At 71.8% G+C, this 14,627-nt stretch carries 13 protein-coding genes; all 13 read left to right on the forward strand.

What is annotated here, in order from left to right:
- A partial coding sequence (locus ACFU5G_RS23955; protein WP_377250425.1) for a MafI family immunity protein occupies positions 1 to 395 on the forward strand: 395 nt, incomplete at its 5' end.
- Between the two features lie 59 nt (positions 396 to 454).
- Positions 455 to 859, forward strand: a complete 405-nt coding sequence (locus tag ACFU5G_RS23960) for a hypothetical protein (RefSeq protein ID WP_377250427.1) — start codon at positions 455 to 457, stop codon at positions 857 to 859.
- A gap of 172 nt (positions 860 to 1,031) precedes the next feature.
- Positions 1,032 to 1,358: a hypothetical protein gene (locus ACFU5G_RS23965; RefSeq protein WP_377250429.1), complete on the forward strand. Its 327-nt coding sequence runs from the start codon at positions 1,032 to 1,034 to the stop codon at positions 1,356 to 1,358.
- A gap of 666 nt (positions 1,359 to 2,024) precedes the next feature.
- Complete coding sequence (locus ACFU5G_RS23970; RefSeq protein WP_377250431.1) at positions 2,025 to 2,204, forward strand: hypothetical protein; 180 nt, start codon at positions 2,025 to 2,027, stop codon at positions 2,202 to 2,204.
- Positions 2,205 to 2,294: 90 nt separating this feature from the next.
- Positions 2,295 to 3,872 carry a UDP-N-acetylmuramoyl-L-alanyl-D-glutamate--2,6-diaminopimelate ligase gene (locus ACFU5G_RS23975; RefSeq protein ID WP_377250434.1) on the forward strand — a complete coding sequence of 526 codons (1,578 nt, stop codon included), beginning with the start codon at positions 2,295 to 2,297 and terminating at the stop codon, positions 3,870 to 3,872.
- Positions 3,873 to 3,954: 82 nt separating this feature from the next.
- Positions 3,955 to 5,418 (forward strand): UDP-N-acetylmuramoyl-tripeptide--D-alanyl-D-alanine ligase, encoded by a 1,464-nt coding sequence (murF, locus tag ACFU5G_RS23980; RefSeq protein ID WP_377250436.1) that lies wholly within the window; start codon positions 3,955 to 3,957, stop codon positions 5,416 to 5,418.
- Positions 5,415 to 6,497 carry a phospho-N-acetylmuramoyl-pentapeptide-transferase gene (gene mraY, locus ACFU5G_RS23985; RefSeq protein WP_377250438.1) on the forward strand — a complete coding sequence of 361 codons (1,083 nt, stop codon included), beginning with the start codon at positions 5,415 to 5,417 and terminating at the stop codon, positions 6,495 to 6,497. Before murF ends, mraY begins: the two co-directional genes overlap by 4 nt.
- Positions 6,494 to 7,966 carry a UDP-N-acetylmuramoyl-L-alanine--D-glutamate ligase gene (murD, locus tag ACFU5G_RS23990; RefSeq protein ID WP_377250440.1) on the forward strand — a complete coding sequence of 491 codons (1,473 nt, stop codon included), beginning with the start codon at positions 6,494 to 6,496 and terminating at the stop codon, positions 7,964 to 7,966. Before mraY ends, murD begins: the two co-directional genes overlap by 4 nt.
- 18 nt (positions 7,967 to 7,984) lie before the next feature.
- The gene (gene ftsW, locus ACFU5G_RS23995; protein WP_377250442.1) at positions 7,985 to 9,217 is read left to right on the forward strand and encodes a putative lipid II flippase FtsW; all 1,233 of its coding nucleotides are present in this window, start codon (positions 7,985 to 7,987) and stop codon (positions 9,215 to 9,217) included.
- A 94-nt stretch (positions 9,218 to 9,311) separates the two neighbouring features.
- Positions 9,312 to 10,466: an undecaprenyldiphospho-muramoylpentapeptide beta-N-acetylglucosaminyltransferase gene (gene murG, locus ACFU5G_RS24000; RefSeq protein WP_377250444.1), complete on the forward strand. Its 1,155-nt coding sequence runs from the start codon at positions 9,312 to 9,314 to the stop codon at positions 10,464 to 10,466.
- Positions 10,463 to 11,968 (forward strand): UDP-N-acetylmuramate--L-alanine ligase, encoded by a 1,506-nt coding sequence (murC, locus tag ACFU5G_RS24005; protein ID WP_377250447.1) that lies wholly within the window; start codon positions 10,463 to 10,465, stop codon positions 11,966 to 11,968. The genes murG and murC overlap by 4 nt, the downstream gene beginning before the upstream one ends.
- Complete coding sequence (locus ACFU5G_RS24010) at positions 11,968 to 12,996, forward strand: cell division protein FtsQ/DivIB (protein WP_377250450.1); 1,029 nt, start codon at positions 11,968 to 11,970, stop codon at positions 12,994 to 12,996. Before murC ends, ACFU5G_RS24010 begins: the two co-directional genes overlap by 1 nt.
- Positions 12,997 to 13,233: 237 nt before the next feature.
- Complete coding sequence (gene ftsZ, locus ACFU5G_RS24015) at positions 13,234 to 14,571, forward strand: cell division protein FtsZ (protein ID WP_377250453.1); 1,338 nt, start codon at positions 13,234 to 13,236, stop codon at positions 14,569 to 14,571.
- The last annotated feature ends 56 nt before the right edge of the window (positions 14,572 to 14,627 follow it).

Raw genomic sequence — 14,627 nt, forward strand, 5'->3', positions numbered from 1 at the left:
GTGTTGGTCACCGGGGGGTGTTGCTGTGCGTGGACAATGTCTACGCACAGCAACACACCTCGCTCGCGTACGTTCCCTCAGGCACGCGTGCATTACCGGGACGTGGCCCCCTGGCCGTTCGAAGAGGACATGCGATGCAAGAACACGAACGCCATCGAGCGTTGATCTCCGGATTGCTTGTCGACTCTCCGCTGACTTCCGACTCGGTGATCAACGATGTGCACCATCTGATGGTGGTCGGCGAGGAGAGTCTCGCCTTCGACACGATGTGCTCGTGGATCTACGAGGATGCGCTTGAGATCAGTGAGCGGTTCTATGCGAGGTTGGTTGCCGCAGCTGGGGTGCTCGGCTCAATGCGATCGGTCGAGAAACTTGACGAGATCGTCGCCAAGTAGCCTGCTGGGCTTTGTCGAGTGACCGCGGCCGGATTTCTGTATCCCCTATCCTCCTCGTTGTGCAGAGAGTGGGCTTCTTCGAAACCGCTGACGAGGTGCGTAGCCGTGTGGCGCAGCTCGCGGACGACGTGGCTCGAGCCGCGGGCGCGTACCTGTCGAACGGTCACGTTGTCCTGGGATCTGCGCAGGGTGTGAAGGACCTTCTCGATCCGGGACGGGGCCCGATCTGTCAGTTCCTGGTGCTCACCGACGGGCACTGGGTATGGCCGTCATCCCTGGCTCACTACGTCGAGCGTTACAAGGTGGAACTGCCCCGTGAGTTCATCGACGACATGCGGGCACGACAATGGCACGTTCTCCCGATTGCTGACGCGGAGATCGATGCGATCGGCAACTTGCTGAGCGGTGATGCCGCGGACCCGCATGTGGAGGTGGAGGATGCATCGCTCGCTCATGAGACTTGATCGTCCGGCACGAGATCTTGGTGGGAGCGGCACCTGAGCTCATGACGGTAGGCGACGCCGGGCGCCTTGCACGTGACGAAGCATGACGGTCAGTGCTTCACACACGGGCGGCTGCGTCCGGCGTGAGCCTCAAGCTGATCAGTGGCCGCGATGAATGGATTGATAACGCTCCATGGACCGTGAGATCAGCCTTGGTGGGGGTGCGCGGATCGTCGTCCGCGGCATGGACGGCGACGGCTCGGTGGTCAATGCCGATGTCGAGCTGATCGCCTCGGACGGCACTCGGTGGGCGGCAACAGTGCTGACGCTCGGCGAGATCGCCAGGCTTATGGACGCCTACCGGGAGTCCGGCGAGTGTCGGTCGGGCGCATTCTTCCGGGTTCCGGACCTGCTGATTCTGGGTACCGGAACGGTCGACGCGCTGGTTGACGTGTTCCGAGAACTCGTCCGGACCGGCGAGTATCGCGACGAGCTCGTCGAGCTGGGAACAGGATTGTGAGGTCGTGGCACTGTCGTTCGTCCTGCTCCTGTCGCCGATAGCTAGACCTAGAGCTGACGAGACCAACGCCCCGGCGTTCCGCTGGACTTGTCTCAGCGCGAGCCGGGACACCGGCTCGCTCCGCGATGCCAGCACGTGGTTGACGTGGCGCTGCACGACGCGGTCGGTGCTGGGCCGGACTGCGCAGGTCAAGGTCGCGCGGCTGGTGGCGTGCCACCGCCAGGCGGCCCGTCGCCGGCTGGAAAGTGTTGGTCACCGGGGTGTGTTGCTGTGCGTAGACAATGTCTACGCACAGCAACATATCGCGAGTGCGTACGTCCTTTCCGAGCCTGCTGGAGGACCTGATGGGCATTGACGTGGCCCTTTTCCGTGCAACCCGGAAGGTTACGAGTCCACGGCACCGCAGGCTCGAACTGCTCGACGTCTACATCGACCATGACGAAGGCTTCGCCAGGGATGTGTTGGCTCGGACGTGCTGATTCTCTCCCGCGCCAAGCCCTACGGTTCAGTCGTTCTGCTCCCGGAGGACATGGATCAGTTCACCGAGGAGCTCCGATCGACGGTTGGATCTGCTCGACCAGGTTTCTTGGAACCGATCCTCGATCTGGCCGAGCGGTGCGCTTCGGACGGGACGACGGAACTACACCTCGATGGGGACTGACCTGAATGACTGAGCAGCGGCAGAAAGAGTACGTGGGCATCATCTGGATCGGCGACGACCCGGGAATTCGTCTGCGTGTGTTCGCGGCCTCAGGGCCCGAAGCGCGAGCGAAAGTGATCGAGGAGTACGGGGAGGGGCACGTCATCACCCTGCGCAACAATGACGATGCCAAAAGACCCCGCTGACTGCGTCGATGCCCGGACCACCCCACAACCACCACCCAAGGCCCACACCCAGGACGAGACCCACCCCCGCGAGACGGTAGGTTCTTCTCCGTGACATCCCCGATCGACCGGATCCGACCGGCCGCCACGACAGCGCGCCAGGTCTCGGACCTCGCCGTCGCGTTCGGCCTCACCATCGCCCCAGGTCAGCCCGCTGACGCCGCGGTCACGTGCGTGGCCTCGGACAACCGGGTGGCGCAGCCGGGGGACCTGTTCGTGGCCCTGCCCGGCGCCCGCGCGCACGGCGCGCAGTTCGCCGCGGACGCCGTCGGGCGGGGGGCCACCGCCGTCCTCACGGACGTGCGCGGGGCCGAGCTGCTCGCGACGAGCAGCTCCGTCCCGGTCATCGTCGCCGACGACCCGCGCGCCATCCTCGGCTCCGTCGCCGCCTGGGTGCTGGGCAACCCCGCCGAGGACCTGATGACGTTCGGCGTCACCGGCACCAACGGCAAGACCACCACGACCTACCAGCTCGACCACCTGCTGCGGGCCCTGGGCTGGACGGGCGGCCTCATCGGCACCGTCGAGACCCGCTCCGGCGACCGCGTCATCGCGAGCACGCTGACGACGCCCGAGGCCGCCGACCTGCAGGCCCTGCTCGCCGCGATGCGCGAGGACCACGTGCGCACCCTCGCCATGGAGGTCTCCTCCCACGCGCTGGCGCAGCACCGCGTGGACGGCATCGTGTTCGGCGTCGCCGGGTTCACCAACCTGACCCAGGACCACCTGGACTTCCACGGCGACTTCGAGACCTACTTCAACACCAAGGCCGACCTGTTCACGCCCGCCCGCGCCCGCCGCGGAGTCGTCACCGTCGACGACGCCTGGGGCGAGCGCATGGCCGACGCCGCGCAGATCCCCGTCGCCACGCTCACCACGCTGCCGGACAAGGCCGCCGACTGGGTCGTGACCGACGTCGAGCCGCACGGCACCGGGTCCGCCTTCACGCTGACGCACCATGACGGGCGCACTCTGCGCACCTCCACCTCGCTGCCGGGCGGCTACAACGTCGCCAACGCGGCCCTCGCCGTCGCGATGGTGCTGGAGGGCGGCTCGGACATCCGCGACGTCACCGACGCGCTCGCCGCCGCCGACGGCCTGAGCGCCACCGTGCCCGGCCGCATGGAGGTGCTGGCCACGGCCCCGCGCGTGGTCGTCGACTTCGCGCACAACACCGAGGCCCTGGAGCTCTCCCTCGCGGCCCTGCGCCCGACGACGACGGGCAAGCTGGCCGTCGTGTTCGGCGCCACGGGCGACCGCGACCCCGGCAAGCGTCCCTTCATGGGCGCCGCCGCGGTGCACGGCGCCGACGTCGTCTACGTGACCGACGACGACCCGCACGACGAGGACCCGGGCAAGGTGCGCACCGAGGTGCTCGCCGGCACGGGAGTCGCCGCGCCCGGCGGCACGGTGGAGGCCTCGGACGACGGGGGCTCGCGTACGGTGGAGGTCCACGAGGTCGCCCCGCGCGCGGATGCCATCCGCACCGCGATCCTGGCGGCCGGCCCGGACGACACCGTGCTGGTGGCCGGCCGCGGGCACGAGACGATCCAGGAGATCGCCGGCGTGGACCACGTGCTCGACGACCGGGTCGAGGCGCGCGCCGCGCTGGCGGCCCGCGGCGCGTGACCCGAGCAGTACGCGTCGCGCGCTACGCCGGCGCAGCAGGAGCAACCCCAGCAGGACCCACGCAGGAGAGGACGACACAGGCATGATCGAGCTGACTGCGGCACAGGTCGCCGCAGCCACCGGCGGGCGGCTGCACGCCGACCCGGACGTCACGGTGACGGGGGCGGTGATCATCGACTCGCGCGAGGCCGGGCCGGGCGCGCTCTTCGTGGCCCTGCCGGGGGAGCGGGTGGACGGGCACGACTTCGCGGCCCGCGCCGTCGCGTCGGGCGCCGCGCTGGTGCTGGCGGCCCGTGAGCTGGACGGCCTGCCGACCGTCGTCGTCGACGACCCGCAGGAGGCCCTGGGCGAGCTCGCCCGGTACGTCCTGGCGACGGTCCGCGACGGCGGCGACGGCTGGCCCAGGGTCGTCGGCGTGACCGGCTCGGTCGGCAAGACCACCACCAAGGACCTGCTCGGCCAGCTGCTGACCCCCGAGGTGAGCGGCGAGGACGCGATCATCGTCCCCACCGGCTCGTTCAACAACGAGATCGGCCTGCCGCTGACCGTCCTGCGGGTCACGCGGGCCACGCGCTACCTGGTGGCCGAGATGGGCGCCGACCACATCGGAAACATCGCCTACCTCACGCGCATCGCGCCGCCCGACGTCGGCGTCGTGCTCGCCGTGGGCGTGGCGCACGTGGGCCACTTCGGCAGCGTCGAGGCCATCGCGAAGACCAAGGCCGAGATGGTCTCCGGCGTCGTCGACGGCGGCACCGTCGTGCTGAACGCCGACGACCTGCGCGTCGCCGCCATGGCCGGCCAGGCCGCCCCCGGCACGACGCTGCAGACCTTCGGCACCATCCCTACCGCCGACGTCCGCGCCGAGGACATCTCGGTGGACGCCACGGGCCGGGCGGCCTTCACGCTCCGGATCGCGCCGTCCGCCGCGCCGTCAGGCAACGGCGAGCAGCGCGCCGACGTCGCCCTCCAGCTCGTCGGCCCGCACCACGTGAGCAACGCGCTCGCGGCCGCCACGGTCGCCCTGCGCCTCGGGGTGTCCCTGCCCGACGTCGCGCAGCGGCTCACCGCCGCCACCGCCCGCAGCCCGCACCGCATGGCGGTGACCGAGCGGCCCGACGGCGTCACCGTGATCGACGACGCGTACAACGCGAACCCGGACTCGATGAAGGCCGCCCTGCGCACCCTCGCCGTCATGGCCGGGCGCACCCGCCGCTCCGTCGCGGTGCTCGGCGAGATGCGGGAGCTCGGTGACGGTGCGCGCGCCGCGCACGACGAGATCGGCCGCCTCGTGGTTCGGCTGAACATCAAGCAGCTCGTCGTCGTCGGCGACGGCGCCTATCACATCCATGAGGGCGCCATGCAGGAGGGTTCCTGGGGGTCCGAGTCGATCTTCGTGCCCGACCTGGACGCCGCCCGCGCAATGCTGGACGAGTCGCTGGAGCCCGGCGACGTCGTGCTCGTGAAGTCCTCGCTCGGCTCCGGACTCTGGGAGCTCGGCGACCACCTGTCGATGGCTCTGACCGCTAAGGACAACAACAAGTGATCGCGATCCTGGTCAGCGCCGCGGTGGCGCTGCTCGTGGCCCTGCTGGGCACCCCGGTCTTCATCCGGTTCCTGGTCCACAAGAACTACGGCCAGTTCGTCCGCGAGGACGGCCCCACGGGCCACTTCACCAAGCGTGGCACGCCCCAGATGGGCGGTGTCGTCATCATCGCGGCGACCGTCCTCGGCGTCGCGGCGTCGATGCTGGTTTCGGGTCGGCTGCCGAGCGTCTCGGCGCTGCTCGCGCTCTACCTCATGGCGGGGCTGGGCCTGGTCGGGTTCCTCGACGACTTCACGAAGATCCGCAAGCAGCGGTCCCTGGGTCTGACCCCGCGCGCCAAGCTGATCGGCCAGGCCGTCGTCGGCATCTCGTTCGCCGTGCTCGCGCTGCAGTTCCCCAACGAGAACTCGCGCACCCCGGCGTCGACCAAGATCTCGTTCCTGCGCGACACCGAGTTCGACCTGGCGTTCGCGGGCGCCACCGTGGGCCTGATCCTCTTCGTGATCTGGGCCAACCTGCTGGTCTCCGCCTGGTCGAACGCGGTGAACGTGACCGACGGCCTCGACGGTCTGGCCACAGGCGTCTCGATCATCACCTTCGGCGCCTACGTGCTGGTCGGCATCTGGCAGCTCAACCAGTCCTGCCAGTTCCTGGCCACCGCCGGTCCACGCTGCTACGAGGTGCGCGACCCGCAGGACCTCGCGATCGTCGCGGCCGCCGTCACGGGCGCCTGCGTCGGCTTCCTGTGGTGGAACGCCAACCCCGCCAAGATCTTCATGGGCGACACCGGCTCGCTCGCCCTCGGTGGCGCCCTGGCCGGCCTGTCGATCCTGAGCCGCACCGAGCTGCTCGCCGTGCTGCTGGGCGGCCTGTTCGTGCTCATCGTCTCGTCCGTCGTGATCCAGGTCGGCTTCTTCAAGATGACGGGCAGGCGGGTGTTCAAGATGGCCCCCCTGCAGCACCACTTCGAGCTGTCCGGCTGGGGCGAGGTCACCATCGTGATCCGGTTCTGGCTCATCGCCGGCCTGCTCGCGGGCCTCGGCATGGGCATCTTCTACGCCGAGTGGGTGGCCTCGTGACCGAGGCCGACCCCTACGGCACGGTCGAGCCCCGCGTCCCCCTGGCCGACGCGCGCGTCGTCCTGGCGGGCCTCGGCGTCACCGGGCGGTCGCTCCAGCAGGTCCTCCTGCCGCGCGTGGCCTCGCTGGTCACGGTGGACGACAAGGCCGACGACGCCGACCACGGCCGGCTCGACGCCGACGGCGCGGCCGGGGTGCTGGCCGAGGCGGACCTGCTCGTCGCCTCGCCGGGCTTCCCCCCGCACCACCCACTGGTCGCCGCGGCGCTGGCCGCGGGCGTGCCGGTGTGGAGCGAGGTCGAGCTCGCGTGGCGCCTGCGGGTCGACCGGCTCGGCACCGACGCGCCGGCCCCGTGGCTCGGCATCACCGGCTCCAACGGCAAGACGACCACCGTCGAGATGCTCGCGGCCATCCTGCGGGCCGCGGGCCTGCGCACGGCCGCCGTCGGGAACGTCGGCAGGTCGCTCGTGGAGGCCGCCCTGGACCCCCTGCTCGACGTCGTCGCGGTGGAGCTGTCCAGCTTCCAGCTCCACTTCACGCACACCATGTCGCTCCAGGCCGGCGCCGTCCTCAACGTGTCGGCCGACCACCTCGACTGGCACGGCTCGCTCGCGGCGTACACGCGCGACAAGGGCCGCATCTTCGAGCGCGTCCAGGTCGCCTGCGTCTACAACGTCGCGGACCCGACGACGGAGGACCTCGTGCGCGAGGCCGACGTGGTCGAGGGCGCCCGCGCCGTCGGCTTCGTGGTGGGCACCCCGAGCCCGGGCGACCTCGGCCTGGTCGACGGCGTGCTCGTGGACCGCGCCTTCCACGCCGCCGACGACGACCCGGACCGCCGCAAGAGCGCCGCGGAGCTCGGGACCCTGGCCGACCTGAAGCAGCTCGGCGACCACAACGGCGTCGTGCCGACGCACATCGTGGCCGACGCCCTGGCCGCCGCCGCCCTGGCGCGCGCGCACGGCGTGCCCGCCTCCGCCGTCCGCGACGGGCTGCGGTCCTTCGGCCCGGGCGAGCACCGCATCCAGCGGGTCGCGGAGGCGGACGGCGTCACCTACGTCAACGACTCCAAGGCGACGAACGCGCACTCCGCGGCCGCCTCGCTGGCCGGTTTCGCGCACGGCACCGTGGTCTGGATCGCGGGCGGGCTGGCCAAGGGCGCCACGTTCGACGACCTGGTCTCCTCCCGCGCGGACCGCATGCGCGCCGCCGTGGTGATGGGCGCCGAGCCGGGCCCGCTGGCCGACACGCTGGCCCGACACGCGCCCAAGATCCCTGTTGTGGTGATCGATCCCGGTGACACTGAGACCGTGATGCGCCGGGCGGTGACGGCGGCGCGGGACCTGGCACAGCCGGGGGACACCGTGCTGCTGGCCCCGGCGGGCGCGTCACAGGACCAGTTCACCTCGTACGCCCACCGCGGCGAGGAGTTCGTCCGCGTGGTGCGTGACCTGACCACCACGCGCTGAGCGCGGGAGGGGCAGGGGATGGCCACGACGACCACGAGCCGCAAGGCGCCCGACCGCCCGTGGCTGGGCGAGTGGAACTCGACCGTGACCAGCTACTACCTGCTGGTGGGCACGACGGGGCTGCTGACCGTGATCGGCCTGATCATGGTGCTCTCCAGCTCGACGGTCACCTCGATCGCGGAGGGCCAGTCGCCGTACGCGGCGTTCCTGGTCCAGGCGCAGTACGCGCTGATGGGCCTGCCCGTGCTGCTGGTCGCCGCCCACCTGCCGATCCGCTGGTACAAACGGCTCGCGCTCCCGGCGCTCCTGGTGGCGCTGGTCCTGCTGGTGGCCGTCATCTTCATGGGTGAGGTCACCAACGGCCAGCAGAACTGGCTGTCGTTCGGGCCCGTCCGCTTCCAGCCCTCCGAGCTGGCCAAGCTCGCGCTCGCCGTCTGGCTCGGCACCGTGCTGGGCCGCAAGCAGGCGCTGCTGGGCAGCTGGTCGCACGCGATCCTGCCCGCCGTGCCCGGGGCGGTCGTCGTGATGGGCCTGGTGCTCGGCGGGGGCGACCTCGGTACGGCGCTCGTGATCGGCCTGCTCGTCGCGGGCGCGTTCCTGGTGGCCGGCGTGCCGATGTCGCTCATGGGGCTGGGCAGCGCGATCGCCGCGTTCGTCGTCGGCTACGTGTTCATCCTCCAGCAGGGCTCCGGGGACCGGCTGCGGCGCATCATCGCGACCTACGGCGCGGAGTGCGACGCCGCCTCGGAGTGCTACCAGTCCCTGCACGGCCTGTTCGGGCTGGGCACCGGCGGGCTGTGGGGCGTGGGCCTGGGCGGCAGCCGCGAGAAGTGGAACTACCTGCCCGAGGCGCACAACGACTTCATCTTCGCCGTGATCGGCGAGGAGCTCGGCCTGTTCGGCACGGTGCTGGTGCTCGCGCTGTTCGCCGTGCTGGGCCTGGCGATGAGCCGCGTGATCCAGCGGCACAAGGACCCGTTCGTCAAGGTGACCACGGCCGCCGTCGGCTGCTGGATCGTGGGCCAGGCGTTCGTGAACATCGGCGTGGTCATCGGGGTGCTCCCGGTGATCGGCGTGCCCCTCCCGCTGGTGTCCGCGGGCGGTTCGGCGCTGATCACCACGATGGCCGCGCTCGGGATGGTCATATCCTTCGCCCGGACGGAGCCGGGGGCTGCCAAGGCACTCGCTGCACGCGGTAGCGTCGTCCGCAAGTCACTGGCCGTGCTGGGCGGCGCGGTCCGGAGACGGTAGAAATGTGCACGGCGGCTTGTTCTGTGGTCAGAACCTCCACGGCGAGCCGGCGCGCGATCGATTCGCCCGGGTACCGGGCGACGACCAGAAGGTGATGATGAGCTCAGCAGCTGTGTCGGTGGTGCTCGCCGGAGGCGGGACCGCCGGTCACGTCAACCCCCTGCTCGCGGTGGCCGACGAGGTGCGGCGCCGCCAGCCCGGCGCGCGCGTGCTCGCGCTCGGCACCACGACCGGCCTGGAGGCCGATCTCGTGCCGGCGCGCGGCTACGAGCTGCGCCCGATCCCGCGCGTGCCGCTGCCGCGCCGCCCCAGCCCCGACCTGCTGCGGCTGCCGGGCCGGCTGACGGCGGCGGTCCGGGCCGCGGAGGACGCGATCGACGAGATCGACGCGCAGGTCGTGATCGGGTTCGGCGGGTACGTGGCCACGCCCGCCTACCTCGCCGCGAAGCGCAAGGGCGTGCCGATCGTCATCCACGAGCAGAACGCGCGCCCGGGCCTGGCCAACCGGCTCGGCGCCCGCTGGGCGTCCCGCGTGGGCCTCACCTTCGCCGGCACGCCGCTGCGCGGCGGCGTGCTCACGGGCCTGCCCCTGCGGCAGGCCATCGCGGCCCTGGTCCAGGAGCGCGAGGCAGACGCCGCCGGCCTGCGTGCCCGCGCCGCCGCCGAGCTCGGCCTCGACCCCGCGCTGCCGACCCTCGTGGTCACCGGCGGCTCGCTCGGCGCCCTGAGCCTGAACCGCGCCGTGTCCGGCGCCGCCGCCCAGATCCTCGCAGCCGGTGCCCAGGTGCTGCACCTGACGGGCAAGGGCAAGGGCGACGAGGTTCGCGAGACCGTCGCCGGCGTCGACCCCCGGCGCTACCAGGTGCGCGAGTACCTCGAGCAGATGGAGCTCGCCTACGCGGTGGCCGACCTCGTGGTCTGCCGCTCCGGCGCCGGCTCCGTCGCCGAGCTCGCCGCGCTCGGCATCCCCGCCGTCTACGTGCCGCTGCCCATCGGCAACGGCGAGCAGCGGCTGAACGCCGCCCCGCTGGTCGAGGCCGGCGGCGGCCTCCTGGTGGACGACGCCGACGTCACGCCCGCCTGGGTGGCCCAGAACGTTCCCACGCTGCTCGCGGACCGCGAGCGGCTCGGTGTCATGGCGAAGGCCGCGCGGTCGGCCGGCACCAGCGACGGCGCGGCTCGTGTCGTCGATCTCGTCGAGCAAGCCGTACGGTCAGCAGGTACCGACACCACGGAGGTCAGGTCATGAGCACCACGGTCACGGATCAGATGGCGGATCAGGTCGCGAAGCTCGGCCGCGTCCACATGATCGGCATCGGCGGGGCGGGCATGTCCGTCGTCGCCCGCCTGCTCGCCGGTCGCGGCGTCCCGGTGCAGGGCTCGGACGCCGCGGAGTCGGAGGCGCTGGCCGCGCTGCGGGACGAGGGCATCAAGGTGTGGGTCGGCCACGACGCCGCCCACCTCACCGGCGCGGACACGGTGGTGATCTCCAGCGCCGTGCACGAGGACAACCCGGAGCTCTCCGCGGCCCGCGCCCGCCGCCTGAACGTGCTGCACCGCTCGCAGGCGCTGGCCGCCCTGATGGAGGGCTCGCGCGGCGTCGCCGTCGCGGGCGCGCACGGCAAGACGACGACGTCGGCCATGGTCGCGACGATCCTGCGCGAGGCGGGCCTGGACCCGTCGTACGCGATCGGCAGCACGGTGCGCACTGCCAACGGCTCGACGCCGGGCGGCCACCTCGGCTCGTCCGACGTGCTCGTCGCCGAGGCCGACGAGTCCGACGGCTCGTTCCTGAACTACACGCCCACCATCGCGGTGGTGACCAACGTCGAGGCCGACCACCTGGACCACTACGGCACCCCGGAGGCGTTCAACGGCGCGTTCATCCGGTTCGCCCGCCGGCTGGTGCCCGAGGGCTGGCTCGTCGCGTGCGCCGACGACGAGGGCTCCCTCTCGGTGGGCGCCACCATCTGCGCCACCGGCGGCCACGTCATCACCTACGGCACCAACGACACCGCCCGCGTGCGGGTCACCGACATCTCCACGACGCCGGAGGGCACCACGGCGGTGCTGCGCGGCGACATCCTCGGCACCAACGAGCAGGTGGCCGACGGCGCGGGCGTGTCCGGCACCGTGCCCGGCATCCCGATGCGCCTGTCGGTGCCGGGCAAGCACAACGTGCTCAACGCGACCGCGGCCGTCATCGCGTCGGTGCTGCTGGGCGTGCCCGCCGAGCAGGCCGTCGCCGGGGTCGAGGCGTTCATCGGCACGGGCCGTCGCTTCGAGGAGAAGGGCGAGGCCGACGGCGTGCTCGTCGTCGACGACTACGCCCACCACCCGACCGAGATCAAGGCCGTGCTGACGGCGGCCCGCGAGATCGCCGACGGCGGCCGCGTGCTCGTGCTGTTCCAGCCGCACCTGTACTCGCGCACCAAGACGTTCGCCGACCGGTTCGCGGCCGAGCTGTCCGCCGCCGACGAGGTGGTCGTCACCGACATCTACGGGGCGCGCGAGGAACTCGACCCGACGGTCACGCCCAGCACGATCGTCGACCTCATGCCTGACCACGGCGCCGCCTACGCGGTGCCGGACCGCCTCGACGCCGCGCACGCGATCGCAGACCTCGCCCGCCCGGGCGACGTGGTGCTCACCGTGGGCGCGGGCGACGTCACCCAGCTCGGACCCGCCGTCCTGGCGCGCCTCGCGGCTCGCGTGGCGACGACGGGCACGCCGGGGCTGGGCGAGGACTGATGCGCCCGCCCGCGCGCCCTCGCGCCGCGGGCACGGCACGGCCGCGCCCGGCGGACCAGGGCGCGGCCGCACAGGACCAGGCCCGGGAGGACCGGGTCCGGGAGGACCAGGGGCGGCGGGAGCCGGACCGGCGGGGCCGGGATCTGCAGGGCGAGGCCCGCACGCGGCCGGGCGGCCAGGCGCCGTCCCGGCCGGCCCGTCCGGCTGCTCGGCCGGACCGTCCCGCCGCTCGGCCCGACCGTCCCGCGACCGGCGCCACGCCGTCGGCGGGCGGCCGGGCGGGTGTGGTCTCGGACCAGCTCGCCGACCGCCTCGCCGAGCGCACCGCGATGGCGCGCTACCGCGTGTGGCGCCGCATCGGCTGGACCGCGCTCACCGTCGCGGTCGTGGCGGGACTGGTGTGGGCGGCGTTCTTCTCGCCGCTGTTCGCGCTCGACCCGGACCAGGTCCAGGTCACGGGTGAGGGCACCACGGTCGACGTCGGCGAGGTGCGCGACGCCGTCACCGACGAGGCCGGCGTGCCGCTGCCGCGCCTGGACACGGTGGGCCTGCGCGAGGAGATCCTCGCGATGAACGCCGTCAAGAACGTGCGCATCACGCGTACCTGGCCGGACGGGCTCGCGGTGGCGCTCACCTCGCGCGAGCCGGTGGCCGCGGTGCCGCAGCCCGGCGACGTCTACGCCCTGATGGACGCCGAGGGCGTCCGCGTCGCGACCGCCGAAAAGGTACCGAAGGGCCTGCCCGCGATCGTGACCTCGCTGTCCGACGCCGGGGCGGGGAAGCGTGCCCTGGACGCCGCCCTCGCGGTGCTCGGCGCGCTGCCGACCGAGCTGGCGTCCGACGTCAAGACGGTGAGCGCGGCGACCCAGGACGACGTGCGCACCACGCTGTCGGACGGGCGCGTGATCCGGTGGGGGAGCGGCGCGGAGGTGCCGCTCAAGACGAAGGTCGCGCAGACGCTGCTGCGGGCGGAGCCGACGGCTACCACCATCGACGTCTCGTCGCCCGGCCTGCCGGTCACGCACTGAGCCGGTCAGTTGCTGCGCGCGTCGCGCACCGACTCACGCACGACCAGGAATAACATCGCTGTGATTTCTCGCGTGCATCGTTGCGCGACACGCGCGACGATGTCTTCGACACACCCCGGCGGCACACCTACCGTCGAACTCAGCAGCAACCTGACATAACTCTAACCCTCTACCTCAACCTGAGACTTTGGGAGGGATGAGAGTCGGGACTCGGGACCCGAATCGAAAGGCGACGACGTGGCAACTCCGCAGAACTACCTGGCAGTGATAAAGGTGGTCGGCATCGGCGGCGGTGGTGTGAACGCCGTCAACCGCATGATCGAGGTCGGCCTCAAGGGCGTCGAGTTCATCGCGATCAACACCGACGCACAGGCCCTCCTGATGTCCGACGCCGACGTCAAGCTCGACGTCGGCCGGGAGCTCACGCGCGGCCTCGGTGCCGGCGCGGACCCCGAGGTCGGCAAGAAGGCCGCCGAGGACCACGCGGAGGAGATCGAGGACGTCCTGCGCGGCGCCGACATGGTCTTCGTCACCGCGGGCGAGGGCGGCGGCACCGGCACGGGCGGCGCCCCGGTCGTCGCGCGGATCGCGCGCTCGCTCGGCGCGCTGACCGTCGGGGTCGTGACGCGCCCGTTCACGTTCGAGGGCCGCCGGCGCGCGGTCCAGGCGGAGAGCGGCATCGAGAACCTCCGCGACGAGGTCGACACGCTGATCGTCATCCCGAACGACCGGCTCCTGTCGATGTCGGACCGCAACGTGTCCGCCATCGCGGCCTTCCACTCGGCCGACCAGGTGCTGCACTCCGGTGTGCAGGGCATCACCGACCTCATCACCACGCCCGGCCTGATCAACCTGGACTTCGCGGACGTGAAGTCGGTCATGCAGGGGGCGGGCTCGGCGCTCATGGGCATCGGCTCCGCCCGCGGCGAGGACCGCGCGGTGCAGGCGGCCGAGCTGGCGATCTCGTCGCCGCTCCTGGAGGCGTCGATCGACGGCGCCCACGGCGTGCTGCTCTCCATCCAGGGTGGCAGCGACCTCGGCCTCTTCGAGGTGCACGAGGCCGCGCGCCTGGTGCAGGAGGCCGCGCACCCGGAGGCGAACATCATCTTCGGTACGGTCATCGACGACGCCCTGGGCGACGAGGTCCGCGTGACCGTCATCGCGGCGGGCTTCGACGGTGGGCTGCCCAAGGAGCGCAAGGACAACCGGGCGCTCGGCCAGGTCGCCGGCGCGAGCTCCACGGCGACCCGCAGCCCGGCCACGGCGCCGGTCCCGCTGCCCGACGTCTCGGACGCCGCCCGCCGCGCGCCCGAGTACACCGGGAACGGCATGCCGCCGTCGGTCCCGCCGGCGCACCAGCCGTCGCCCGTGTCCACGCTGCCCCGCGTGATCGACGACGAGACCTCGGACGACGTGCCGCGCACGCTGGACGAGCCGGCCGTCGTCGTGCAGGGCTCGTTCAACCGGCAGGACGTCGGCCGCGAGCAGGGCGAGCGGGTCGAGGTGCCGCCGCTGTACGACGAGAACCCCCGTCGTTCGGCCGAGGACCTGGACGTCCCGGACTTCCTCAAGTGATCGGCCGGGTAACCTCACACCCGTGAGCGAAACCCGGACTCTTGCAGGCGTGCACC

It is taken from the genome of Promicromonospora sp. NPDC057488, assembly GCF_042802395.1.
Lineage (GTDB): Bacteria > Actinomycetota > Actinomycetes > Actinomycetales > Cellulomonadaceae > Promicromonospora.